Source organism: Bradyrhizobium sp. SSBR45G (assembly GCF_030159255.1).
Lineage (GTDB): Bacteria > Pseudomonadota > Alphaproteobacteria > Rhizobiales > Xanthobacteraceae > Bradyrhizobium.
This window is the reverse complement of record NZ_BSCT01000015.1, coordinates 53,601-78,295: the sequence shown is the minus strand read 5'-3', so window position 1 is coordinate 78,295 and position 24,695 is coordinate 53,601. Positions and strand designations below refer to the sequence as shown.

Annotated in this window: 17 protein-coding genes; 8 read left to right on the top strand and 9 right to left on the bottom strand. The window is 65.8% G+C overall.

Annotated features, from left to right (window positions below):
- The first annotated feature begins 244 nt into the window (after positions 1-244).
- Complete coding sequence (locus QQL87_RS18685; RefSeq protein WP_284420292.1) at positions 245-3,703, top strand: PAS domain S-box protein; 3,459 nt, start codon at positions 245-247, stop codon at positions 3,701-3,703.
- On the opposite strand, the gene QQL87_RS18680 is transcribed toward QQL87_RS18685, so the two are convergent.
- Positions 3,688-4,899, bottom strand: a complete 1,212-nt coding sequence (locus QQL87_RS18680; protein WP_284420293.1) for an NnrS family protein — start codon at positions 4,897-4,899, stop codon at positions 3,688-3,690. The genes QQL87_RS18685 and QQL87_RS18680 overlap by 16 nt on opposite strands.
- 357 nt (positions 4,900-5,256) lie before the next feature.
- A complete protein-coding gene (gene hemN / locus QQL87_RS18675) occupies positions 5,257-6,609 on the bottom strand; it encodes an oxygen-independent coproporphyrinogen III oxidase (RefSeq protein ID WP_284420295.1) in 1,353 nt (450 codons plus the stop codon).
- Positions 6,610-6,808: 199 nt separating this feature from the next.
- Here hemN and QQL87_RS18670 point away from each other — a divergent pair, with 199 nt between their 5' ends.
- Both QQL87_RS18670 and QQL87_RS18665 read left to right on the top strand, forming a co-directional pair.
- Positions 6,809-7,018: a hypothetical protein gene (locus QQL87_RS18670; RefSeq protein WP_284420296.1), complete on the top strand. Its 210-nt coding sequence runs from the start codon at positions 6,809-6,811 to the stop codon at positions 7,016-7,018.
- A 422-nt stretch (positions 7,019-7,440) separates the two neighbouring features.
- The gene (locus QQL87_RS18665) at positions 7,441-9,162 is read left to right on the top strand and encodes a nucleoside phosphorylase-I family protein (RefSeq protein ID WP_284420297.1); all 1,722 of its coding nucleotides are present in this window, start codon (positions 7,441-7,443) and stop codon (positions 9,160-9,162) included.
- A gap of 9 nt (positions 9,163-9,171) precedes the next feature.
- Here QQL87_RS18665 and QQL87_RS18660 read toward each other — a convergent pair whose 3' ends face one another.
- Both QQL87_RS18660 and QQL87_RS18655 read right to left on the bottom strand, forming a co-directional pair.
- Positions 9,172-9,822 (bottom strand): 3-oxoacid CoA-transferase subunit B, encoded by a 651-nt coding sequence (locus QQL87_RS18660; protein ID WP_009030126.1) that lies wholly within the window; start codon positions 9,820-9,822, stop codon positions 9,172-9,174.
- Complete coding sequence (locus QQL87_RS18655) at positions 9,822-10,550, bottom strand: CoA transferase subunit A (RefSeq protein ID WP_284420299.1); 729 nt, start codon at positions 10,548-10,550, stop codon at positions 9,822-9,824. Before QQL87_RS18655 ends, QQL87_RS18660 begins: the two co-directional genes overlap by 1 nt.
- 313 nt (positions 10,551-10,863) lie before the next feature.
- On the opposite strand from QQL87_RS18655, the gene QQL87_RS18650 reads away from it, so the two are divergent.
- The 5 genes from QQL87_RS18650 to QQL87_RS18630 all read left to right on the top strand — a co-directional run bounded on the left by QQL87_RS18650 (position 10,864) and on the right by QQL87_RS18630 (position 17,183).
- A complete protein-coding gene (locus tag QQL87_RS18650) occupies positions 10,864-12,810 on the top strand; it encodes an AsmA family protein (protein WP_284420372.1) in 1,947 nt (648 codons plus the stop codon).
- A 156-nt stretch (positions 12,811-12,966) separates the two neighbouring features.
- Positions 12,967-14,349, top strand: coding sequence for an ABC transporter substrate-binding protein (locus tag QQL87_RS18645; protein WP_284420301.1), 1,383 nt, complete (start codon positions 12,967-12,969; stop codon positions 14,347-14,349).
- Between the two features lie 116 nt (positions 14,350-14,465).
- Entirely contained in the window at positions 14,466-15,341 is an 876-nt protein-coding gene (locus QQL87_RS18640) for a carbohydrate ABC transporter permease (protein WP_284420302.1), read from the top strand.
- Positions 15,338-16,189, top strand: coding sequence for a carbohydrate ABC transporter permease (locus QQL87_RS18635; RefSeq protein ID WP_284420303.1), 852 nt, complete (start codon positions 15,338-15,340; stop codon positions 16,187-16,189). The genes QQL87_RS18640 and QQL87_RS18635 overlap by 4 nt, the downstream gene beginning before the upstream one ends.
- Positions 16,190-16,196: 7 nt before the next feature.
- A complete protein-coding gene (locus tag QQL87_RS18630; protein ID WP_284420304.1) occupies positions 16,197-17,183 on the top strand; it encodes an alpha/beta hydrolase family protein in 987 nt (328 codons plus the stop codon).
- 24 nt (positions 17,184-17,207) lie between these two features.
- Here the strand turns inward: QQL87_RS18630 and QQL87_RS18625 are convergent, their stop codons facing one another.
- The 5 genes from QQL87_RS18625 to QQL87_RS18605 all read right to left on the bottom strand — a co-directional run bounded on the left by QQL87_RS18625 (position 17,208) and on the right by QQL87_RS18605 (position 24,650).
- A complete protein-coding gene (locus QQL87_RS18625) occupies positions 17,208-18,020 on the bottom strand; it encodes an ABC transporter permease (RefSeq protein ID WP_284420305.1) in 813 nt (270 codons plus the stop codon).
- 108 nt (positions 18,021-18,128) lie between these two features.
- On the bottom strand, positions 18,129-19,043 hold the full coding sequence (locus QQL87_RS18620) for an ABC transporter permease (RefSeq protein WP_284420307.1): 915 nt from the start codon (positions 19,041-19,043) through the stop codon (positions 18,129-18,131).
- Positions 19,040-20,212 carry an ABC transporter ATP-binding protein gene (locus QQL87_RS18615; RefSeq protein WP_284420308.1) on the bottom strand — a complete coding sequence of 391 codons (1,173 nt, stop codon included), beginning with the start codon at positions 20,210-20,212 and terminating at the stop codon, positions 19,040-19,042. The genes QQL87_RS18620 and QQL87_RS18615 overlap by 4 nt, the downstream gene beginning before the upstream one ends.
- Positions 20,213-20,261: 49 nt before the next feature.
- Positions 20,262-21,809: a glycerol-3-phosphate dehydrogenase gene (locus tag QQL87_RS18610; RefSeq protein ID WP_284420310.1), complete on the bottom strand. Its 1,548-nt coding sequence runs from the start codon at positions 21,807-21,809 to the stop codon at positions 20,262-20,264.
- A gap of 132 nt (positions 21,810-21,941) precedes the next feature.
- Positions 21,942-24,650, bottom strand: a complete 2,709-nt coding sequence (locus tag QQL87_RS18605; RefSeq protein ID WP_284420311.1) for a sensor domain-containing protein — start codon at positions 24,648-24,650, stop codon at positions 21,942-21,944.
- Positions 24,651-24,695: the final 45 nt, after the last annotated feature.

The following is a 24,695-nucleotide window of genomic DNA, read 5'->3' as shown; positions in this document are numbered from 1 at the left end:
ACCGATTTGCCCGCCATCGTGACCACCCGCTCCGCAATTACAACATCCAACCCGTGTTTCTGCCTCCGGTTCAGCGCCGCGGCGGCGCACGAGGAACACATTAAGGTTATCCAAGCTTTAGCAGGATCGGAGCACGGCCCGGCCGTGGACCTCTGCCCTCAAAACGCGCGATAGTAACGAATTCTTAACGCTGCCACCTCCGGCCGCCGATCAACGTCACGAGAACCGTTCGCCGTCGCCGCCCATGAACCAAGCCGATCTCGAATTGCAGGCCCTCAGCGACCCCCGGCTGGCCATCCATGCCGCGGGCGGACTGCCGGCGTGGCTGTGGTCGGCCGATGGCAGCCGGGTGCTGTGGGCCAACGCGGTCGGTGCTCGCGCCCTCGGTGCCGCGAATGTGCCGGCACTGCTCGCCAAGACGTTCGGTCCCGCCGATTCGCACCGCCGGCAGATCGCGCAATTGGCCCGACGGCTGCCCGAGACCGGCTCGGTTCGGCTGGAGCGTGTGCGCGGCTTCGGCGCGCCGCTCGGCACGCTGGCGACCTGCGGCTGCGCCCTGATCGACCTGCCGGACGGGACGCGCGCCGTGCTGATCACCAGCACCGACACCGGTGGCCGCGGCGTTCCGCTGGCAGAGCGTCTGAAGCGTCTCGTGGAAAGCAGCGAGCATGCGATGATCGCATTCACCCAGGACGGCCAGTTCGCAGGCCTCAGCGCAGCCGGACGCCGCCTGTTCGGAATGCACGACCTGAGCGCTTCAATTTTCGCTGCGGCCCGCAGCACAGCACTTGCCGATGGTGCCGCCGAGGTGACGCTCGGCAGTGAGCGCGCGGTGCTCTACCGGATCGGCAGCGGCAGCCAGATCGGACTGGTCGCCGTGCCGTTGCCGGCCCTGCCCGACGAGTTGGACGCACCGAGCCTGACGCTGACATCAGATGCAGAGCTCACCGCAGATGCCGTCCCGGCATCACCCGCTCCCGTGGAGTTCACCCACGCGGACGTGGCCGAGACTCCGCCTGCTCCTTCGATGGATGACATGACTGAACGCGAGACGGACTACGAAGCACCTGCGCTGTCGAACGAAGCGCCGGCCGAATTCCTGATGATCGACGATCCCGCCGAATCGGACCTGTTCGAGCCGTTGGCGATGCCGACGCAGACCACGGCCGACATGCCTCGCCCAGACGCTGCGCCGATACCCGGCGAGGAGCACCTCGCCGAAGCGCCCGCGTCCCCGAGACAGCAGGCGCAGGACAACGAGTCCAGCACGATGGCCGATCAACCATCGGAGCCCAGCCGCCGCCATCCGCTGCGCTTCTCCTGGCAGATCGATGCCGAGGGACGATTTTCGCTCGGCTCCGACGAGTTCGCCCGCCTGCTCGGCGCTGCCAGCGCCGCATATCTCGGTCGTCCCTGGCACGAGATCGCGGAGGCGCTTGGACTGGATCCGGACCGACGCGTCAGTGCGGCGATCCAGACGCGGGAGACCTGGAGCAACCTCGTCGTCACCTGGCCCGCCGGAGGCGGCGAGCATCTTGCCGTCGAACTCTCGGGACTGCCCGTCTTCACCTTGGACAAGGCCTATTCCGGCTATCGCGGTTTCGGCGTCTGCCGCGACCTCGATGCCCTGAACCGGCTCGAAGCGCTGCGGCCGACCGGCGCCGGTGCGGCCGAAGCGCCGACGACCGACGAAACCGATCTTGACCAATCCGTCGCTGCCCCATCAGAGCCTGCTCAATCCGACCATGCGCAGGCCCCAGATGCGCCGCCGCGGCAAGACAACATCACGGCTCCGGCGCATGACACTTACATTGCGACAGAAGCGCCCCACATCGATGGGAGCAGTCTCGAAGGCGCTGGAAACGTCGTGCCGTTCCGGGCCCCCGGAGAGAGCAAGCTTCCGGCGCTGACGCCGGTGGAGAACAATGCGTTTCATGAACTTGCGCGCCAGCTATCGGCCCGGCTCGAAGGCGAGATCCGCAACCCGGCGACGGAGCATTCCAACCTGCCGCCCGAGCCGGGCTCCCGCGTGAGCGAAACCTTCGGTCCGCAGCATCAGGACCTGCCGGCCGCCGACATGACGAGCGAGCGCGGCGCCGGACTGCAGGCCGAATGGCTGACGCCCGAAGCGCCGCCGGCCCAGGGCGACAGCCAGCGCGACCGGATCCTGCTCGACCTGCTGCCGACCGGCATGCTGATCTATCGGCTCGACCGGCTGCTTTACGCAAATCCGGCCTTCTTCAAGCAGATGGGCTATGCGGATCTCCAGGCGCTGGAACAGGCCGGCGGCCTCGACGCCCTCTATGTCGAGCCCGGCGCATCATCCGTGACCAGCAGGCCGGAAGCCGGAACGCCGGTCACGATCTCCGCAGCCGACGGCTCCTCCAGTGAGGAGATCAAGGCCGAGGCGCGCCTGTTCACGATCACCTGGGATGGCGACAGCGCGCATGCGCTGATCTTCGCGCCGGCGCCCGGCCCGGCGGCGGCGCTCCCCGCAGCCGCTGACGCGGCGCCGACGCATGCTCCAGCACCCGCTGCACCGCCGCCGCTCGTCGTTGCGCCGCCTCCGGCGGCCGGCCATGCCGATGCCGAAGATCTGGCTGCGATCCTCGATGTCACGACCGAAGGCATCCTGATGTTCGATGCCGGCGGCAACATCCACGCCTGCAATCGCAGCGCCGAGGCCTTGTTCGGCTACGACGGCGCCGAGCTGGCTCGCCGCAATCTCATCGAGCTGTTCGCGGCGGAGAGCGCGCGGCTGGTGTTGGACTATCTCGACTGCGTGCAGCAGAACGGCGCCCCCGGCGTGCTGGATCAGGGCCGCGAGGTGCTCGGCAAGGTCGCCCAGGGCGGCGCCGTCCCGCTGTCGATCACGATCGGCCGGACCAGGACCGACGGCCCGAACTTCTTTGCCGTGTTCCGCGACCTGTCGCAGCTTCGCCGCGGCGAAAGCGAGTTGCTGCAGGCGCGGCGTGTCGCCGACCGGGCGGCCAATGCCAAGGCCGACATGCTGGCGCGCATCAGCCACGAGGTGCGGGCGCCGCTCAACGCGATCATCGGCTTTGCCGAGGTGATGATCGGCGAGCGCTTCGGCACGATCGGCAATGCGCGCTATGCCGAGTACATGAAGGATATCCGGACGTCCGGCGAACGCGTCGTGTCGCTGATCGACGATCTGCTCGAGCTGTCGCGCATCGAGACGGGAAAGCTCGAGCTTGCCTTCACCGCACAGAATCTGAACGAGCTGGTCGAGAGCTGCGTCGCGGTGATGCAGCCGCAGGCCAACCGCGCCCGCATCATCATCCGCACCTCGCTGTCGCAGACGCTTCCGCCGGTCATCGCCGACACCAGGGCACTGCGCCAGATCGCCATGAACCTGATCTCGGCCTCGATCTCGCTCGCCAATGCCGGCGGCCAGGTCATCGTCTCCACGGCAATGTCGGATTTCGGCGAGGTGGTGCTGCGCTTGCGCGACACCGGGCATGCCTTGAACGATCAGGCGGTGGCCGCAGCGCTGGAGCCGTTCCGCGCAACGGGCGCTGCCGAGCAGAGCGCCGATAGCACTGGTCTCAGCCTCTCGCTCACCAAGGCGCTGGCCGAAGCCAATCGTGCACAGTTCCACATCAAGGCGGCGCCGAAATCCGGCACGCTGATGGAAGTGGTGTTCTCGCGCGCAGTTGCACGCAATCAGAGCGCCGGCTGAGCCGATCCCGCCGATCGGGTCGCGAGCGCGCGCAGCTTGAGACCGAGCAGCAGCGGGCCGAACGCCAGCACGAAGCCTGAAAAGGCGATGATCCAGGCGATGGCCGCAACGTGCAGCAGCGCGCCGGCATGGTCCGGCACCAGCACGGCGCAGATCCGCGTGACCGCCGCGACGATGATGCCCAGATAGACCACATGGGTCGCTGCGGAGGCCGTCAGCACCTGCCCGGTATGGCCGAGCGTGGCGCGCGTCATCACTGCGAGCGTCATGATGCCGGCGGCACCGACCATCCAGGCATGCAGCCCGGCGCTCGGCAAGACCCATCCGACGCTCGCCGCCGCAGTGAGCAGGAATCCCAGCGGCACGAACGCGTAGCCGACATGCAGGATCACGAGCAGCCGTTCACGCAGCGTGCGGTCGCCGGCCCAGCGCGCAAGCCTCACCGCATGAATCAGGCCGGCCGCAGCCAACGCGAGCCCGGCGACTGCGTTGTCGGGCACCACGATCCAGCCAAGCAGGCTCAGCACGCTGACCAGCAGGACGGCGACGTCGAAGCGACCGAACGGCGTCGGCAGACGGCCGGGGTTGTGCTTGACCAGCCAATTGCGTGTGAAGCTCGGGATGATACGGCCGCCGATCAAGGCCAGCAGCAGCACGATCACGGCAACACCGACGCGGATCGCATGGTCGGCCGTGCCTCGCAGATGCGCCTCGATGTGAAACGCGACGTTTCCGCCGCACAGCACGGCGACGATCGCAACCACCGGAAGGTTGCGCCAATTGCGGCCGACGGTGATTTCGCGCGCGGCGGCGAGGACCACCAGCAACAGAAAGCTCGCATCGATCAGGAGCGCAGCCCACCAGGGGCCCAGCGCCGACAATGTCACGGTCACGCGCCCGGTCATCCACACGGTCACCAGCGCCAGCAGAGGCGCACCACGGATCGGCAGGCGCCCGGTCCAGTTCGGGATCGCGGTGAACAGGAAGCCGGTGACGATGGCCGGCAGATAGCCGTAGAGCATTTCGTGCACGTGCCAGTCGCGGGGCGTGAAAGCCGAACTCAAGGTCAGTTCGCCCTGGAAGGCCGGAAGCCAGATCAGGATCGACAACGCCGCCTGGACCGCGCCGAGCAGGAAGAACGGCCGGAACCCGTTGGCGAGAACAGTCCAGCCCTGATAGCTCCTTGGAATGGCCATGTGCATGCTCGCTCGCTTGACGACGGACCGCGCCCGTCGCCCCTATGTAGTTGAGCCAGAGCCGGGAAGGTTTGTGCCAGCGCAAACTTCGAGGACACAGCGCCGAAGGGAACGCATGAGGCTCCACGTCATGCTCGCGGCAGGGAGCGGCGACATCGTGGAAGCAGGCGATCGGACAGCCGGCGCAAGGCATCTGGAAGGAAAGTAAGGCGCCCGTCATCTGCGGCTTGGCCGCATGACATCGTCGATCAGTCCATCGAAGGAGATTGGCATGCGCGGCTCCATCCGCAGGTGGATGGTCGCGCGCGCATCGTTTTCCATCTTGGCCGCAGCACAAGCACCGCGGCGTGCACCGGTCTAGACCGCGCGGCTGTGCAACTGCTTCGATGCGTCGAGATGGGCATCGAAGGCGGCGGCGACACTGCGCACCAGGAAGCGGGAATGCTCGGTCACCGCCAGCGCGCTGCCGTTGAGCTCGACCACCCCGTCGGAAATCAGCGCGTGCAGCCGCGGCGCCGATTGCAGCATCACGTCGGCCTCCATGCCGTGGCGGGTGCAGATGACATCCAGGTCGACGCCGTAGTCGCACATGATCCGCTCGATGATGTCGGCCCGCAGGCGGTCGTCGTCGGTCAGACCGTAGCCCTTCACCGTGGCAAGGCTGCCCGAGGCGATCTTCTCCTCATAGGCGCGCACCTGCGGCGCATTCTGGACGTAGCCCTGCGGCAGTTGCCCGATCGCCGACGCACCGAAGCCGATCAAGAGGTCGTTGGCATCGGTGGTGTAGCCCTGGAAATTGCGATGCAGCCGGCCCTCGCGGAACGCAATCGTCATCGGGTCGGATGGCAGGGCGAAATGGTCCAGCCCGATCTGGACGTAGCCCGCATCCTTCAGCGCATCCGCGATCGCGCAGGCCTGATCGTAGCGCTCCAGACTGTCCGGCAACGCGGCGTCCTCGATCTTGCGCTGATGCGTCTTGAACGACGGCACATGTGCATAGCCGAACACGGAGAGCCGATCGGGGCGCAGGTCGATGGCGCGCCGAACGGTGTCGAGACATGACGCCACGCTCTGATAGGGCAGGCCGTAGATCAGGTCGAAATTGACGCCGGCCACGCCCGCCTCACGCAATCCGTTCGTGGCCGCGGCGGTCTGCTCGAAGCTCTGCACCCGGTTGATAGCCCGTTGCACCCGCGGATCGAAGCTCTGCACGCCGAGGCTCGCGCGGTTGACGCCGCTCCGCGCCAGCGCATCGATCATCGCCGGCGTCAGCGTACGCGGATCGATCTCGACGGCGATCTCGGCCGACGGCAGCACGGCGAAGGAATGGCGCAACGATCCGACCAGATCGACGAAGGACTCCGGCGCCATGATGGTGGGCGTGCCGCCGCCGAAATGAATGTGCCCGACCTGAAGCCGGCGGCCGATCTGGCGCGAGACCATGTCGATCTCGCAGCGCAACGCGGACTCATAGACCGCGATCGGCTCGTCGCGCTTGGCGACCATGGTGGTGCAGCCGCAATACCAGCACATCGCGCGGCAGAACGGCACATGCAGGTAGAGAGATGCCGTCGCGCTCTCCGGAATGGCGCGCAGCCACTCAGCGTAGGTGGAGGGGCCGACCGCAGCGGAGAAATGGGGCGCCGTGGGATAGCTGGTGTAGCGCGGAAGGCGCTCCTGTCCGTAGCATGCCGCGAGATCTGGTCTCATGTCCTGCCTGTCCACCTGATTTTGGACGTCTTTGACACAAGGCAAGCAGCACGGCCTTGAGCTTCCTCAAGGCCGGCCGACAGCTGCCCCGTCGGCTACCAGTAGAATGCCGGCTTTCGCCAGCGACATTGCGCTTCGTCAAAGTGGCCGGTCGATTTCGCAACGATCATCGGATTGCTCACGATTCGAGGGACCCGCGATGGATGTTCTCGACCTGCTCATTCGCCTGCTTGCCGTCCTCATCGATGTCCGCGGTCATATTCCTCAATCCGGCGGGTTCGAGTCGTTTCGCGACGATTCCACACCGACGGGCCTGTTCGGCCACATCGCCCTGTTCCTGACCACGATGTTTTGCATCGCGGCGGCCGTGGCCTTCGTCGTCCTGCTGTCGGTCCGCTGGCTGAGCTGACGCTCGCGCCAGAGGCTCGCGCGCTTGCCTCGAGCTCGCGCCTGAAGAGATCGCGACCTATCCGTCGGCGAAGCGTCGCCTCACCGAAAGGCACCTGTCTCAATCACGCTTGAGCTGATTGCCCCACGAGTGGCTCAGCCTGCCCTTGTCCGCAATCGAGCGCCGCCACTCTGGGCTTCCGCCGTGAGCAGCACGCATGGCGCCGAAGCATCGCGCAGCAGCTGAGCCGACTGATGAAGCGCCATCCACACCCAACGACGACAGGCCGGGCCACAGCAAGCCGTGACATGTCACGCTCCGACGGTGCCATGGCACTGGCACAAATGACAGTCACTCAAAATCAACTTTCGGTTGCGACACTCAACTTACAAACGTTAGAGAATTGCCGTTGAGAGACGCGATGAGCGGACCAGGAGGCGAGTGTGGTTTCTCGACATCCGCCGGTCTTCTTCACGTCCGACCTGCACAGGTACGGGATCGGCAACACGAGCTGGTTCGATGACAATTCGCCCCGCGCATTGGCTGGGCGCTGCCTCGTCGACGCGCTGGAATATCTGCGGGCCTCGCCGAAATTCGCCGCCAAGGACTGGCATGTGGTGAATGCGAACGCCGCGCGCATCGTCCACCAGTGCCTTGCGGACACCGCAGTCGCGCGCCACGACATTCTCGATCGCGTGGCGCCGGCCATCGAAGAGATCTGTGCGCGGATCGTCGCCAGCCGCCAATTTCGCATCCCGTTCTATGGCGACGATTTCTGGGACTGGGCCAGCGTGGTCGACGCCTTCTGCGAAGTACAGACAGTCTCCGCCACCGCAGCGCAGGTGGCTCGACGTGAGCTGGACCAGTTTCGCAGAACCGTCCACATCCGCATGCCGAGCGGCCTTTCGATCGGCGACCCCGAGCAGGAATGGTTTGGGCCGGCGATCGCAACGCGCGCCCATCGCCTTCTGGATACGCGCGTATCGGGCTTCGACCCTGACTTGCGCCACGAGTTGCAGGCCCAGGCGCTCGAACGCATCGAGCGCGGCAGATATCGCGGCCGGCAGGTGACGCCGTGGCAGATCAGCTGGCACTACGGTCAGGTGGTCGGCGAATTTCAGCGGGCCGCGAGCGAACAGGCGGCAGAGCTGGCGGATTTTGCGTGGCTCGCGGTCCCGCTCGAACCCGCCAAGCGCGCACTTGTTCTCGCGCGCATCCTGCAGGGGGCCGGCGCGATCAGGGACCGACGGACGGTCCTGCAGACGCTCGAAGAGCTCTATCGCTGCGAGACACCCGGCCGGCCGCTCGGCCAGGGCGTGATCGGCGCCAGCATCGAGGCCTCCCTGGACGTGCTCGAGGCCCTATGGGCGCAGCTCGATGACCGCGAGAAGGCTGGCATCAATGCGATGCTGGACGCTCTGCGTTTCCTGCATGCCAAGGCCCATACCATCGGTTTCGTCGTCGAGACGCCAGAGGATATCGAAGGTCTGATCCAGGCGATGGGGCCGGGCACGCTGGTCGAGCAGCGCAACGCCACGCGCGCGATCATCCGGCATTCCTGCTTTCATGCGGTCATCTGCCTGGGTCGGTCAATGACCGAGGTGGCAAGCGCCACGTCGGTCGTGATCGAGGAGCACGGTGCGCGCTGGGTGATGATGCCGGAACGGGGGCATGCGCTCGGCCCCCCGCTTCCGCAAGCAGGCCAGGGCGCGCGCTTCGTCGGCGCCGGTCCGGGTGATCTCGTGATCAGCACTGCGTTGGCGCCGTTCCGGATCGATCTCAGGGTGCGGGATGCGCTCAGCATTGCCGAGCCGCCGCTCCCCAATCAGGGGAGCATGATCATTCCCACCGACCCCGAGCTGTGCCACCTCGCCCATCAATCAGCGACGACCCTGCTCGGCGAGATCGGAGTGTTCTTCGAAGGGGTGACGGTCACATGCGATGGCAGCGGCGCGGAGGCGGACGTCGCGGCGGCGTTTCCCGGTGCGCTCGCCAGCGATGAAACCGCTTACGTGATGGCGCTGATCTGCCTCGGCCGCAGCGTGCCCTGTCTCGTGATCCAGAGTCTTGCCGAGACGGCGCCGCGGTCCGCCAGGAGCCCGGACCGCAACGCGGCATGCCGCCTTGCGGTGAAGGTCTCGGAGATGCTCTGCCGGCGCTGGTAGCGGCGCGCCTCAGGTGTTCTTGAGGGCGACCCGGAACTCGGCTTCGGTCTTTGCCTTGACCTCGTCGAGCGTCACGCCGTCGGCGAGCTCGATCAAGGCCATGCCGTCATTGCCGTGCTTGTCGATCGTGAACACCGCGAGATCGGTGACGACCATGTCCACCACGCGCTCGCCCGTGAGCGGCAGGTTGCACGTCTTGAGCAGCTTCGGACCGTCCTTGGCGCTGTGCTCCATCACGACGACCACGCGCTTGACGCCGGCGACGAGATCCATCGCGCCGCCCATGCCCTTGACCATCTTGCCCGGGATCATCCAGTTGGCGAGATCGCCGTTCTGGGCGACCTGCATGGCGCCGAGGATCGACAGGTCGATATGGCCGCCGCGGACCATCGCGAACGAATCGGCGGACGAGAAATAGCTGGTGATCGGCAGCTCGGTCACGGTCTGCTTGCCGGCGTTGATGAGGTCGGGATCCTCCTCGCCCTCATAGGGGAACGGACCCATGCCGAGCATGCCGTTCTCGCTCTGCAGCGCGACGTCGACGCCCGGCGGAATGTAGTTCGAGACCAGCGTCGGAATGCCGATGCCGAGATTGACGTAATAGCCGTCACGCAGCTCCTTGGCGGCGCGGGCCGCCATCTGCTCTCGCGTCCAGGCCATCAGACTTCCTCCCCGGTTGCAGCGGCGGCTTCACGTTTGCGCACGGTGCGCTGCTCGATGCGCTTGAGCGCGGTTCCGACCTGGATGATGCGCTTCACGAAGATGCCCGGCGTATGGATATGGTCGGGATCGATCTGGCCGGCCGGCAGCAGATGCTCGACCTCCGCGACCGTGAAGCGGGCCGCCGTGGCCATCATCGGATTGAAGTTGCGCGCGGTCTTCCGGTAGACGAGGTTGCCGGCGGTGTCGCCCTTCCAGGCATGCACGATCGCCAGATCGGCGAACAGGCCGCGCTCCATCAGGTATTTCTCGCCGTCGAACTCGCGGACTTCCTTGCCTTCGGCCACCAGCGTGCCGACGCCGGTTTTGGTGAAGAACGCCGGGATGCCGGCGCCGCCGGCGCGGATGCGCTCGGCCAAGGTGCCCTGCGGGCAGAATTCGAGCTCCAGCTCGCCGGCCAGATATTGCTGTGCGAACAGCTTATTCTCGCCGACATAGGACGAGATCATCTTCTTGATCTGCCGCGTCTCGAGCAATCGGCTGAGGCCGATGCCATCGACGCCGGCATTGTTGGAGATGACGGTGAGATCCTTCACCCCGGACTCGCGAATGGCGTCGGACAGGGTTTCTGCGATGCCGCAAAGGCCAAACCCACCGGACATGATGGTCATGCCGTCCTTGAGAAGGCCCGCAAGGGCGGATTTGGCGTCCGGATAGACCTTGTTCATACGGGAATGACCTGATGGAGAGCGGCGACCGCGCGGATATCGACCGGATTATTAGGCGAAATCTTCGCAATGCGTCAATGATGCCTTCCCAACGCGCACGTCCTGCTTTAGCTGTCGCACCGGTCTGCGGCTCCGGGACAATCATCCGGAGTCAGGGACCAGCGGGCTCCGCCGCAATCCGGCCACACCAGCGGCGCGGCCTTGAAAGCGTCAAGAAAGCGCATCAAGTTGTTGATGTTGGCAAGGGTTTTCGGCGCGCCCTGCCCATCTCCGGTAACCAGCGATCCGACGATCCCAGGACATGTCCGTGACCATGGCCCAAGGAATGAGGCGCCTCGGCACACCGATTGCGGTGCTGCTTGGCATTGCCTTCGTGGGCCTGCTGGCGAGCTCATGGCTGGTCAATCGGGAGGCACTGCGGCGCGCCGTCGAGACCCAGATCCGCGCCGTCACCGGACTCGAGCTCGTCGTCAAGGGACATATCGACGTCTCGTTGTTTCCAGGCAGCTATGTCTCGTTCCACGACGTCGGCCTCAAGGGCAGCGGCACCGACGACCCCGCGCTTCGGGTCGACGTGCTGACCGCCAATCTGCAGCTGCTGCCGCTGCTGCTGCAGCGCTTCGAGATCGCCGACGTGATGATGCTGCGGCCGGAGATCAACGTCATCCGCGAGGCTGACGGCAACAGCAACTGGACGCCTTTCATCGAGACCATCGCCCATACGATGCGCCCGGGGCCCGACAGCCAGATGTCGTTCTCGGAGATCCGCATCCAGGACGGCATCCTGATCTACGAGGATAACGGCCATCATGCCTCCGAGCGGCTCGACGACATCGACCTGTCGCTGGCCTGGCCCTCGATCTCGCGTTCCTTCGCCGCGACCGGACAGTTCGACTGGCGCGGCCAGCGCATCGAGGGCTCGATCAGCATCAGCGATTTCCTCGCCGCACTGTCGGGAGACCGGTCCGGTCTGAAGATGCGGCTTGCCAGCCCGCCCCTGAAGATCGCCTTCGACGGCACCGTCGCCAACCGCACCAGCGCGTTGATGGAGGGCACGTTGACGGTGGACAGCCCGTCGCTGCGCGACGCGCTGCGCTGGACCGGACAGGCCCCGCTCGGCGGCGGCGGCTTCGGCCGCTTTGCGCTGCGTGCGCGCGCCAATGTGGTCGGCGCCTCCATCGCGCTCACCAACGTCAATGTGGAGCTCGACGGCAATACGGCCGAGGGCGTGATGACCTACGCCAATAACGGCCGCCAGGCGCTGCAGGCGACGCTCGCGGCCGATGCGCTGGACTTCACCCCCTATATTTCCACCTTCCGGCTGCTCGCCAACGGGGCGCGCGACTGGAACAGGCAACTCTTCGACCTGAAGGCCTTGTCCACGACGGATCTCGACATGCGGCTATCGGCCGCAAAGGTCACCGTGGGCTCGTCGAAGCTCGGACGCACGGCGTTAGGCGCGAATCTGCGTAACGGCGTGCTCGCGCTTTCGGTCGGCGAAGCGCAGATGTATGGCGGCGTCGTCCGTGGGTCGTTCGGGATCGCGCGGGCCGACACCGTCGCCGACGTGAAGGCCGAGCTGCAGTTCACCGACGTGGATCTGCAGGCCTGCGCCAACGAGATGTTCGGCGTGTCGTCGCTGTCGGGACGCGGCAATCTCAACGTCTCGCTGACCGCGTCCGGCTCGAGCCCGTTCGGGCTTGCGCAATCGCTCGACGGCAGCGCCAATCTGCAGGGCCGCGACGGGGCGATCTCAGGCTTCAACGTCGAGCAATTGCTGAAGCGGCTTGAACGCAGCCCGCTGTCGCGCGGCGGCAGTTTCCGCACCGGCTCGACCCCCTACGATTCGCTGACCATCGCCGTCAAATTCGCGGACGGCGTGGCGACAGCCGATGACATCCGGGTCGAAAGCCCGACCGCGCGGATCACGATGACCGGCACGGCGTCGGTGCCGAGCCGCGAATACGATTTCAAGGGTGTGGCGAGCCTGTTGTCATCAGGCAATGGCAGCAACGGCTTCGAGCTGCCGTTCGTGGTGCAGGGGCCCTGGGAGGATCCGCTGATCTTTCCCGATCCCGAAAGCCTGATCCGCCGCGCGCCGGCGGCGGCGCCTCTGCTCGACGCGGTCAAGGACCGCAAGACGCGTGATGCGGTCCGCTCGGTGCTCGAGCGCTTCACCGGCGGATTGCGTCCGGCACAGTCGGACAGTGCTCCGCAAGCCGACACCCCGAGCGGCGAGACTCCCGCCAAGCCGAATTGAGCAGCGACGCCGATCGTTCGAGCCGCACTTGAGGCGCAGCCGGCAGGAGCTGCGGCCTCGACCTATGTCTGATATATTACTTCTGGATCGAGTCCGGTCCCTGGGTTAGTGTCCAATCAACCGATCAAGCAAGATCGGCGGATCAGGGAGAGACACGTGAAATCCAGGGGAATGGGTGCGCTTTCAATCGCAGTCGCAGCCGCCGGGCTTTTTTGCGCTGCAGCACCAGCCATCGCTCAGGACACCATCACGATCTGGTGGAGCAAGGGCTTCTACAAGTCCGAGGACGATGCGCTGCTCAACGTCGTCAAGAAATTCGAGGCCAAAACCGGCATCAAGGTCGAGCTGTCGCAATACGCGATCCAGGACATGATCCCGAAGACGGTCGCCGCTCTGGATTCCGGCACCGTGCCTGATGTCGCCTATGCCGACACCTACGACGTCCAGGCCCAGGGCAAATGGGCCTACGAGGGCAAGCTCGAGGATCTCACCGATATCCTGGAGCCGATGAAATCGGCGTTTGCGCCGAACACGATCGAGACCGCCAATCTCTATAACAACGTCACCAAGAAGAAGGCCTATTACGGCTTTCCGCTGAAGCAGCAGAGCATGCACGTCCAGATCTGGGGCGACCTGCTCGAGAAGGCCGGCTTCAAGCAGAGCGATATCCCCACCAAGTGGGAGGACTACTGGACGTTCTGGTGCGACAAGGTGCAGCCGGGAATCCGCAAGGCGACCGGGCAGCGCATGTATGGCGTCGGCCAGCCGATGGGCGTGGAATCGACCGACTCGTTCCAGTCGTTCTACACCTTCATGGACGCCTACAACGTCAAGCTCGTCGACGACGACGGCAAGCTGCTGGTCGACGATCCAAAGGTGCGCGAGGGCCTGACGAAGGCGCTGAAGGACTATACCGACACCTACATCAAGGGCTGCACGCCGCCGTCCTCGACGACCTGGAAGGATCCGGACAACAACGTCGCCTTCCACAACAAGACCATCGTGATGACCCACAACTTCACGATCTCGATCGCCGCCAAGTGGTTCGAGGATTCGACCAACCCGGCGCTGACGCCCGAGCAGCGCGCGGCCGGCAAGAAGGCCTATGAGGAGGACATCATCACCGCGTCCTTCCCCAACAAGCCGGACGGCACGCCGATCAAGTATCGCTCCGACGTCAAGACCGGCCTGATCTTCAGCAATGCGAAGAACAAGGCGCAGGCCAAGGAGTTCATCAAGTTCCTGATGCAGGAAGAAAACCTTGGCCCCTACGTCGAGGGCGCGCTGGGCCGCTGGTTCCCCGTGACGACCGCCGGCCAGAAGAGCCCGTTCTGGCAGGCCGACCGCCACCGCAAGGCCGTTTACACCCAGTTCACCGGCGGCACCTCGCCGTTCGACTTCACCAAGAACTACAAGTTCACGATTCTCAACAATGAGAACGTCTGGGCCAAGGCGATGAACCGTGTCGTCAGCGAGAAGGTTCCGGTCGAGAAGGCCGTGGACGAGCTGATCGCCCGCCTGAAGGAGGTCGCAGGCTAGTTTCTCGCGTCGCGATGCACTAGCCTGAGACCCCTGACAACGACAACAGTTCCGGCCGCAGCGCATGCGGCCGGTTCGGCTATCGGCGGGACAAGACGACCCGGGAAGAAACGACCATGGCGATCACGCTCTCAGCTTCCGATTCCGCGCTCGCGGAAGCGCCGCGCCCGGTGCTGCTGACACCGTCACAGGTGTGGGGCATCGTCATGCTTGCGCCCTACCTGCTGATCTTCCTCGCCTTCGTCGTCTATCCCGTCGGCTACGGCCTGTGGCTGGCGCGCGATCCGGCCAGCTACGTCGCGCTGTACAACGACCCGATCTTCGCGCGCGCCGCCGTCAACACGCTGATCTTCCTTCTGGTCGGCATCAATCTGAAGATGGTGATCGCGCTGTTCCTGTCCGGCTTCTTCATTCAGCAGCGCGGCTGGATCAAATGGCTGTCGGTCATCTTCATCCTGCCCTGGGCGGTGCCGTCGATCCCGACCATCCTGTCGGTGCGCTTCATGCTCAATCCCGAATGGGGCATGGTCAACCACCTGATCTTCAACCTCACCGGTGATGACGGCCCGAACTGGCTCAACGACCCGACGATCGCGCTGTCGATGGCGATCGGCATGCACATCTGGAAGTCGCTGCCGTTCTGGACGCTGATCCTGATGACCGGCCGGCTGGCGATCTCACAGGATTTGTTCGAGGCGGCCGAGGTCGACGGCGCCACCTGGTGGCAGAAGTTCCGCTTCATCACCTGGCCGTCGATGCAGATGCTCTACATCACCTGCACGCTGCTCTCGATGATCTGGACGCTCGGCGACTTCAACAGCGTCTATCTCCTGACCGGCGGCGGGCCGGCCGATCTCACTCACGTGCTGTCCACACTCGGCATCCGCTATCTGCGGCTCGATCAGCTCAGCCTCGCCATGGCCTCGATCGTCTGCGCCATGCCGCTGGTGCTGCCCCTGGTCTATTTCATGATGAAGCGGTTGTCGCGATGAAGCTCCCATCCTTACGCGAAGTCGGCACCGAAGCCCGGCTGCTGCTGATCGGCATCCCCGTCTTCATCTGGACGATGATCCCGATCTATCACATGTTCCTGTTCGCGATCTCGCCGAAGGAGGACGCGTTCTCGGGCAAGCTGTGGCCGGACCATCCGACGCTGCACAATTTCTCGATCGTGTTTCACCAGCAGCATTACTTCCTGCGCGACTTCTGGGTCCAGTTCGGCAACTCGGTCGTGATCGCCGTCGCGGTCGGCGCCCTGACGCTGATCATCGCCACCTGCGCGGCCTACGCGATCTCGCGCCTGCGCGTGCCCGGCAGCCGGATCGTGATGAACCTCGCGCTGTTCACCTATTTCATTCCGGCCGCCTTCCTCGCGGTGCCGATGTATCGCACCATGGGCAAATACGGCCTGCTCAACAACGACTGGTCGCTGATCCTCGCCATGGTGACGATCGCCTCGCCCTATGCGATCTGGGTGCTGAAGCAGGCCTCCGACAAGCTGCCGGTCGAGCTCGACGAGGCCGCCGTCATGGATGGCGCCAGCCCGCTGCAGATCTTCCGCCTCGTCTACGTGCCGCTGATGATGCCGTCGCTGGTTGCGATCGGCACCTATGCCGTGCTGCTGGCCTGGAACGAATATCTCTACGCGTTCCTGCTGCTCTCCAACGACAAAGCGATCACCCTTCCCGTGGCGCTCGGCAACTTCCTCGCGGCCGACGACTCGCCGTGGGAGCTCCTGATGACCACCGGCTTTATCTATGCGCTGCCGCCGGCCGCGGTCTATTACGCCTTCAAGCGCTACATGGTGGGTGGGCTCACCGCAGGCGCCGTGAAGTCGTGACGGCGCGATGAGCGTCGGGTTCCGACAGGGGCGCCTCGAGGATTCCTCGCGCCCCAACTGGGATGGCGATGGTCCGCGCCCGATCGACTGGTTCGCGTGGTATCCGGCCGCGGACGGCGCGCTCGAAGCCCAGCTTCCGATCGCGCCGTGGCCGCAAGGCTGGTTCAAGGCCGGCCCTGCGGCGCTCGAGGCGCCGCTCGCTGCCAACGGGTCTTGTCCGCTCGTGGTCTACTCGCACGGCACCGGCTGCAACGGCCTGCAGTTCGAATGGCTGGCCCGCGAGCTGGCGGCCCGCGGCGCCATCGCGGTCGCCGTCAATCATCACGGCAACAGCAACGCCGAACCATACCGGGCCGAGGGCTTCCTGTGCTCGTGGGAGCGGCCGCGCGACATGTCGTTGCTGATCGACCACATCATCGCTCATCCCGAGTTCACGGGCCGTATCGACCTCGACCGCATCTTCGCGGTCGGCTATTCGCTCGGTGGCGTCACCGCCACAGCCCTGCTCGGCGCCATCATGATCCGCTCGCCGTTCGAGCCCGGCGCCAATCTCGGCCGCGGGCCGCGCGAGTTTCCCGATCTCGTCGATCATCTGCCGCGCCTGATGGACGAAAGCCAGATCTTCCGCGACTCCTGGGCACGCATGTCAGCCTCCTACCACGACCCGCGCATCAAGGCGGCGCTGCTGCTGGCGCCCGGCCGCTCGGTGCAGGGGTTTTCAGAGGACAGCGTCGGCGCGATCGACGTCCCGACGCGCATCATGGTCGGCGGCGCGGATGCGCTGCTGCCGGCCGCCTGCTGGCTGCACGAGCGGCTGGCGAGCAGCGATTTCGATATGGTCGCCGCAGAGGCCGGCCACTACGTGTTCCTGCCTGAGAGCACCGAGCTCGGCCGCAACGCCGATCCCGCCTGCTGCGTCGACCCCCCGTCAGTCGATCGCGGCGCAGTCCATCGCTTTGTCGTGGCCGCCGCGATGCAGCTGTTCGCTGACTAAGCGGCGCTCTCGCAACGACGACTGCTAAAGAGGCGCCGCGCTCTCGCCGCGATCGCTCGACAGCTTCGACGCCAGCGACGCGATCACGATCACCACCGCAATCAGCCCGATCACCAGCGTGCAGATCGCATTGATCTCCGGCTTCACCCCGAGCCGCACTTCCGAATAGATCCGGATCGGCAGCGTCGCCGACCCCGGCCCCGTGGTGAAGCTCGCGATCACGAGATCATCCAGCGACAGCGTGAAGGCCAGCATCCAGCCGGCGACCACCGCCGGCGCGATCAGCGGCAGAGTCACCATGACGAAGGCACGGAACGGATCGCAACCGAGATCCATCGCCGCCTCCTCCAGGCTCCGGTCCAGCGAGACCAGGCGCGACTGCACCACCACGGCGACGAAGCACATCGTCAGCGTCGTGTGCGCGATCGTCACCGTCCAGAAGCCGCGCTCGGCGTCCAGCGCCACGAACAGCAGCAGCAGTGACAGACCCGTGATCACCTCCGGCATGACCAGCGGCGCATAGAGCATGCCGGAGAACAGCATGCGGCCGCGAAAGCCTTGGCCGCGCGACAGCGCGACGGCAGCGAGCGTCCCCAGCAGCGTTGCAACGGTGGCCGACGTTGCTCCGACGCGGAGGCTCATCCATGCCGCGTCGATCATCGCGCCATCGTTGAAAAACTCGTGATACCAGCGCAGCGACCAGCCGCCCCACACCGTGACGAGGCGCGAGGCATTGAACGAGTAGATCACCAGGATCAGGATCGGCAGATAGAGGAACGCGAGGCCGAGCGTCAGCGAGGCGACGTTGAAGCGGGACAGGCGAGAGGCGCTAGGCATGGGCGGCGAGCTCCTGCCATGTCGAAAGCGAGTAATTTTCCACCCTCCCCTGGAGGGCCCTCCAGGGGAGGGTGATCAGCCGGGCGAACATCGAGACTGCGCCGTCCATCACCGCTGCGCCTCCAGCTGCCGGCGCTGCAGGCGGTCGTAGAGCAGGAGCGGAAGCAGCAGCACGCCTAGCAGCACCACGGCGATGCTGGAGGCCACCGGCCAGTCCTTGTTGGTGAAGAACTCCAGCCACAGGGTCTGGCCGATCATCAGCGACTTGGAGCCGGCGAGCAGGTCGGGAATGACGAACTCGCCGACGATCGGAATGAAGCACAGCAGCGCGCCGGCGCCGACGCCGGGCAGCGACAGCGGAAACGTCACCAGCCAGAAGATCTCGCGCGGCGAGGCGCCGAGATCGGCGGCGGCCTCCTCCAGCGCCGGTTCCAGCTTCGTCAGAGTTGCGAACAGCGGCAGGATCATGAACGGCAGATAGGAATAGACGATGCCGACATACATCGCGCTGTCGGTCGACAGCCACACCACCGGCGTCGACACCAGATGCAGCGCGAGCAGGATCTGGTTCAACAGCCCGTCATGCTGCAGGATGTTGACCCAGGCATAGATGCGGATCAGGAACGAGGTCCAGAACGGCACGATGACCAGCATCATCGCGATGCCCTGCCAGCGCCGCGGCAGACGCGCCATTCCATAGGCGATGGGATAGCCGATCAGGAGCAGGATGGCCGTCGATGTCACCGCGACGACGACGCTGCGCAGATAGGATGACAGGTACAGGTCATCCGATAGCAGCAGGCGGAAATTGTCCAGGGACAGCGCCGCGAAGGCGTCCGAGAGCGACGACAAGCCATCCGCGAGCGAGAACACCGGCGTATAGGGCGGCTGTGCGATCGCCGTCTGCGACAGGCTGATCTTGGCGACGAAGGCGAACGGCACCAGGAAGAACAGCACCATCCAGACATAGGGCGCGATCGCCGCGAAGCGGGCCGGGCGCGAGAAGATGCGGCGCGCGCTCATCGCTCCAGCACCACGCAATCATCGGGCGTGAACCAGGCCACGACGCGCTGGTTCAGGCCATAGCCGTCGGCATCGAGCCGCGCGGTGTTGGCCTGGGAGGCGTGCAGCACGGCACCGCCATCGAGCCTGATCTTGTACACGGTCTTGCCGCCGAGATAGCTCGCATCGGTGATGGCGCCCTCGACGCAATTGATCGCTGCGGCGTCGGCTGCCGGCCGGCGAAGGGCCAGCCGGATCTTCTCGGGCCGGATCGCGACCGCAACCTTGGTCTCGGAGATCGGTGCAACGGGCTGCGCGGCAACCAGTTCGCCGGCAGCCTGGGTCACGACTCTGAGCCGGTGCGGCTCCCGCGCGGTCACCTCGCCCTCGAACAGATTGATGTCGCCGACGAACTCCGCGACCCAGCGCGAGGCCGGCTCCTCATAGAGCCGGCGCGGCACCGCGACCTGCTCGAGTTTGCCCGCGTTCATCACGCCGATCCGGGTTGCCACCGTCATCGCCTCCTCCTGGTCGTGGGTGACGATGATGAAGGTCATGCCGAGCTTGCGCTGCAGCTCCATCAGCTCGAACTGCGTGCTCTCGCGCAGCTTCTTGTCGAGCGCGGCCATCGGCTCGTCGAGCAGCAGCACCTGCGGCCGGCGCGCCAGTGAGCGCGCCAGCGCGACGCGCTGCTTCTGGCCGCCCGAGAGCTGGTCGGGCTTGCGCTTCTCCAGTCCTTCGAGCTTGACCAGCGCGACCATCTCAGCGACGCGCGTGGCGGTCTCGGCGCGCGGCAGGCCGGCGCGCCGCAGGCCGAAGGCGATGTTGTCACGCACATTCAGATGCGGGAACAGCGCGTAGTTCTGGAACATCATGTTGACCGGCCGCTCATGCGGCAGCACCTGCGCGATATCCTCGCCGGACAACAGGATGCGGCCTTCGTCCGGGGTCTCGAAGCCGGCCAGCATGCGCAGCAGCGTGGTCTTGCCGCAGCCGCTGGGGCCCAGCAGCGCGAAGAACTCGCCGGCGCGGATGTCGAGCGAGACGCCGTCGACGGCGCGGAAGCTGCCGAAGCTCTTGACGACGTTCTCGATCCGCAGAATGGGCGGTTGGGGATCGGGGCGCGGCTCCGCGGATGGTGATGGCGCCGGCTCGGCGGCGGGCTCGGGGGTCGCGATCTCGTCAGCCATGATCCGGTCAAGTCACCTGCCGGGCCCCAACGGCCCGGCTGTCGGCAAGCTAGCCGCCGATCGACTGCAGCTCAACCGCACGGGCCGGACTATCCCCGTCGCCGTCGCGGGCGGGCGGCGTGGCCCGCGCTCCGGCGGTGGCCATGAACGTGGTCAAGGCTTCGCGTTCGGCTGCAGAGACGGTCAGGCCGAGCTTGGTCCGCCGCCACAGCACGTCCTCCGGAAACCGCGCCCATTCCTTGGTCATGAGATAGCGGACCTCGGCCTCGGTCAGCTGCGCACCGAAAGCCAGGCCGAGGTCGGCCCGGCTCCCGGCGTCGCCGAGAATGTCCGCCAGCCGGGTGCCGTAGGCGCCAACCAGGCGCCGTGCCTCGGCCTCGCCGAGGAAGCGCCAGCGCTCGCGCACGTCGTCGACGAAATCTTCGAAACGATCCCAGTCGAAGTCGCCGCCGGGCAGCGGCGCGCCCGCCGTCCAGCGTGACGACATCGGATAGAATCGGGCGAGCTGGGACACCGCCTGCTCCGCGCGGCGGCGGACGGTGGTGACGTCGCCGCCGCACATCGTCAGCAGCGGCGCCTTCCGCCGGCCCGCATCGAGACTCACGACCGTCTCCAGCCGTGCGCCGTCGCGACCGCGCATCACCATCATGTTGGCGCCCGACACGGTTCTGATGACGTCGGCTGGCTGGATGTCCGAACGAAAATAGCGGTTCGCGGCCTTGCAGAGATAGCTGACGTCGGCCGCCCGCATCGCCACCGCGGCCGGGTCCCCCTTGAAGTCGTGAGCGATCGTGCCGATCAGCGTGAAGTCGCGCTCATAGGGCTGGGCGAAGATCAGCCGGCCATCGGGGTTCTGAAACACATAGACGGCGTCGACCTCGAACAGCCGGGGCACCACGATCTGGCTGACCTGCCGTGCCGTCACGCGCGGCGGCGGCTGGCGGAGCACGGTCTCCGCCGTCGAGATGCTCCACGCTCCCGTGGCGTTGGCGAGCGCGCCGGCGGTGACGACACGGCGATGGCCACGATCGATGATCGCCAGGCGCCAGATGCGGTCGCGATCGGCGCGCACGCAGCGGGCGCCGGTGCAGATCGCAGCGCCGCGCTCCGCGGCATCCAGCGCCGTCAGCACCACGAGGCGGGAATCGTCCACCACGCAATCAGAATATTCGAACGCCGTCCCGATCGGACGCTTCAGCGCGTCACCGACCGGATGATGCGTCACATCGAGCGTCGTTGCCGCGGGCAACAGCTTGCGGGCCGCGAGCCGGTCATAGAGCCACAATCCGGCACGCAGCTGCCAGTGCGGACGCTCATTGGCAGGGGCGGGAATCGCAAAGCGAACCGGGCGCACCAGATGCGGCGCCGTCGCCAGCCAGATGTCGCGCTCGGCCAGCGATTGGCGGACGCGCATGAAGCCTCGTCGCTCAAGCGCGGCGAGATCGCCATGCACCAGCCGGGACGTCGCGGAGGAGGCCGCGCTGCCGAGATCGCCCTGCTCGATCAGCAGCACGCGCAAGCCGCGGCCGGCCGCGTCGCGCGCCAGCGTAACGCCGTTCAGACCTCCACCAATGATCGCGAGATCGTAGTCCGCCATGCGCACATGTCTTTGAGCGTGTCAGGACGCTCGATCGTAGACCTGCGCTGATGATTCTCGTAGCGACCCGGCTTGCGGATCAACCGATATATTCGCGCTGTTGCACGGCAGCCTCTGACCGCAATCCTACGGTCAGCCCGTTTTACGCGCGGTCGCAACGACGTCGTCATGCGCGCGGCCGACGACGCCGTCATATTTGTCGATCGGCAAGGGCTTGCCGAGCAGATAGCCCTGAACCGAATCGCAGCCCTGCTCGGCGAGAAAGCCGAGCTGCTCGAGCGTCTCGACGCCTTCCGCGACGATCGACATGTTCATGCCGTGGCCAAGGCCGATCACCGCACGGATGATCGCCGCCGATTGCGGATTGCGGCCGAGATTCATGACGAAGGCGCGGTCGATCTTGATCTTGTCGAACGGGAACGCCTGCAGATAGCTGAGCGACGAGTAGCCGCTGCCGAAATCGTCCATCGAGACGCGGACGCCGAGCGCCTTCAGCCGGCGCAGCAGCGCAACACCGCGATCGAAATCCTCGATCAGCACGCCCTCGGTGATTTCGAGCTCGAGCCGTCCCGGCGGCAGACCGGTCTCGAGCAGAATCGAATGCACCAGAGCCACCAGGTCGCCATGGACGAATTGGGCCGGCGACAGGTTGACCGCGATCTGCAGCGGCTTCGGCCAGGACGCCGCCTCGCGGCAGGCCTGGCGCAGGATCCACTCGCCCATCTCGACGATCAGCCCGCTCTCTTCGGCGAGCGGAATGAAGTCGCTCGGCGGCACGAAGCCGCGGACCGGGTGGTGCCAGCGCGCCAGCGCCTCGAAACCGATGATCTCGCTGCAATCGACGGTGTGGCCGGAGCTCGCCTGCGGCTGGAAGTACAGCGACAGCTCGCCATGCTTGATCGCGACCGAGAGCTCCTGATGCAGCACCCGGCGATCGCGGATCTGCTGGTCCATCTCCGGCTCGTAGAAGGTGATGCTGCCGCGCGATTTCGCCTTGGCCCGGAACAGCGCGGCGCCGGCATTGGCGAGCAGCGAGGCCGGGTCCGAACCGTTGTGCGGAAACACCGAGATGCCGGTGGTGAGCGCGGTCCGGATCGACTTGCCGTCGATCTGGAATTCGACGGCAATCGCGTCGGCCAGTTGTTCGGCCAGCGCCCTGCCCGCCTCCGGCTGCTTGCCGTCGATGATCAGCCCGAACTCATCGCCGGACAGGCGTGCGACCACGCCGCCGCGGGCGACATGATGGACGCGGCGGGAGACCTCGATCAGCAGCTTGTCACCGATGGCGTGGCCGAAGACGTCATTGACATCTTTCAGGCCCTTGAGGTCGACATTCAGCACGGCGAATTCCTCGTCGGTATCCGCGCAGGCTTCGATCATCTGGCTCAGCGCCTGCAGGAAGGCGGCGCGGTTCGGCAGATCGGTCAGGCCGTCATGATAGGCCATGTGCGCCATCCGCGATTCGGTCTGGCGCCGGTCGGTCACATCCTCATAGGTCTTGATCAGATATTGCGGCTGTCCGCCGTCGCCGACCACCGTCACCCGGCGGGTCAGAAACAGACGCAGACCGTCCTTGGTCGAGATCGGATGCTCTTCGGTCATCAGGCTGCGTTTTTTGACCGCAGCCTCGTCGCGCGCCACGATCAGCCTCGCCTCGCGCGGATTGAAGATGTCGGCGGCGGTCAAGCCCGTCGCTTCCTCGCGCTTGCGGTTGAGGATGATCTCGGCGCTGCGATTGGCGAGCAGATAGCGGCCGTCGTCGACGCTCTCGACGATCAGCGAGACGGGAATATTGTCGACGATGAGCTCGAGGAACTTCTTGGTGTTCTCCAGCTCGAGACCAAGCGAGCGCCGCTCGGTCGCATCATCGAACACCGAGATAAGGAATTGCGGCTCGCCATTCTCGTCGCAGGCCACGACCCGGCTTGAATCCAGAATGAGCTGCTTGGTGCCGCGCTGGATCAGGAGCTCGGAGCGGTGCGATGTGCTCGGAGCAAGCGTGGCGATACGATCGGCCGCTTCGATGTTGGCGGCGGTTTCGACGGAGAACAGATCCTGCGCCCGGCTGCCGACGATGCGCTCGCGCGGGATACGTGAAAATTCCTCGAAGGCGCGGTTGGCGAAGATGTAGCGGCCGTCCTCGATCGTCTTGGCGGCGACGCAGACCGGAACGTGATTCAACACCGATTCCAGGAACTGCTTGGTCGAGGCGAGCTCACGCTCCAGCCGGCGCTGCTCCGTGCAATCCTCATGGATGCCGATCGATCCGCCGGTCGGCAGGCGGAAGATCTTGGCGCGCACCGCGCGGCCGTCCGGCAGTTCGGTCAAGCACCCGTCGGGCTCACGCGCGAGGCGCGCATAGTCTTCGACGGTGAGCTTGAGCAGGCCGCGCTGGCGGCGCAGCTCCACCAGATCCCGGCCGGTGCAGCCGGGAGGAATATCCGCCCGCCCCATGCCATAGATTTCGAGAAAACGGCGGTTGTAAAAGACGACCCGGTTGGCGGCGTCGGTCAGCATCAGGCCCTGGCTCAGATTGTTGAGGGCTGAGCTGATGAACGCATTGCGCCGCAATTGGGCGCGCTTGGTGCGGCGCAATGCCGAATGGATCCAGATCAGGACCGAGGCCAGGAATGCGCAGATGACGATGCCGCCGATGACCACCTTCCAGAGCACGTCGGGCTCGACGGCTCCGATATAGCTGGACGGCGACAAAGGTGAGATACCGGGCGAGGCAGCCCAGGCCGTCGTCGACGACGCGGCGGTCAGCGAGGCCATCGCGGCCACAACGACACGCGCACGAAACGCGTTTCGGTCGCTCGCCTGCCAATTGTTGCCAGCCATCAATCACCCGCGGTATTCGGATGGCATTCTCTGGCTCGACCGGTT

Coding starts and splice junctions, on each gene's coding strand:
- QQL87_RS18685 (WP_284420292.1), top strand. CDS start 245: ATGAACCAAGCCGATCTCGAATTGCAGGCCCTCAGCGACCCCCGGCTG.
- QQL87_RS18680 (WP_284420293.1), bottom strand. CDS start 4,899: ATGGCCATTCCAAGGAGCTATCAGGGCTGGACTGTTCTCGCCAACGGG.
- hemN (WP_284420295.1), bottom strand. CDS start 6,609: ATGAGACCAGATCTCGCGGCATGCTACGGACAGGAGCGCCTTCCGCGC.
- QQL87_RS18670 (WP_284420296.1), top strand. CDS start 6,809: ATGGATGTTCTCGACCTGCTCATTCGCCTGCTTGCCGTCCTCATCGAT.
- QQL87_RS18660 (WP_009030126.1), bottom strand. CDS start 9,822: ATGGCCTGGACGCGAGAGCAGATGGCGGCCCGCGCCGCCAAGGAGCTG.
- QQL87_RS18655 (WP_284420299.1), bottom strand. CDS start 10,550: ATGAACAAGGTCTATCCGGACGCCAAATCCGCCCTTGCGGGCCTTCTC.
- QQL87_RS18650 (WP_284420372.1), top strand. CDS start 10,864: ATGGCCCAAGGAATGAGGCGCCTCGGCACACCGATTGCGGTGCTGCTT.
- QQL87_RS18640 (WP_284420302.1), top strand. CDS start 14,466: ATGGCGATCACGCTCTCAGCTTCCGATTCCGCGCTCGCGGAAGCGCCG.
- QQL87_RS18635 (WP_284420303.1), top strand. CDS start 15,338: ATGAAGCTCCCATCCTTACGCGAAGTCGGCACCGAAGCCCGGCTGCTG.
- QQL87_RS18630 (WP_284420304.1), top strand. CDS start 16,197: ATGAGCGTCGGGTTCCGACAGGGGCGCCTCGAGGATTCCTCGCGCCCC.
- QQL87_RS18625 (WP_284420305.1), bottom strand. CDS start 18,020: ATGCCTAGCGCCTCTCGCCTGTCCCGCTTCAACGTCGCCTCGCTGACG.
- QQL87_RS18620 (WP_284420307.1), bottom strand. CDS start 19,043: ATGAGCGCGCGCCGCATCTTCTCGCGCCCGGCCCGCTTCGCGGCGATC.
- QQL87_RS18615 (WP_284420308.1), bottom strand. CDS start 20,212: ATGGCTGACGAGATCGCGACCCCCGAGCCCGCCGCCGAGCCGGCGCCA.
- QQL87_RS18610 (WP_284420310.1), bottom strand. CDS start 21,809: ATGGCGGACTACGATCTCGCGATCATTGGTGGAGGTCTGAACGGCGTT.
- QQL87_RS18605 (WP_284420311.1), bottom strand. CDS start 24,650: ATGGCTGGCAACAATTGGCAGGCGAGCGACCGAAACGCGTTTCGTGCG.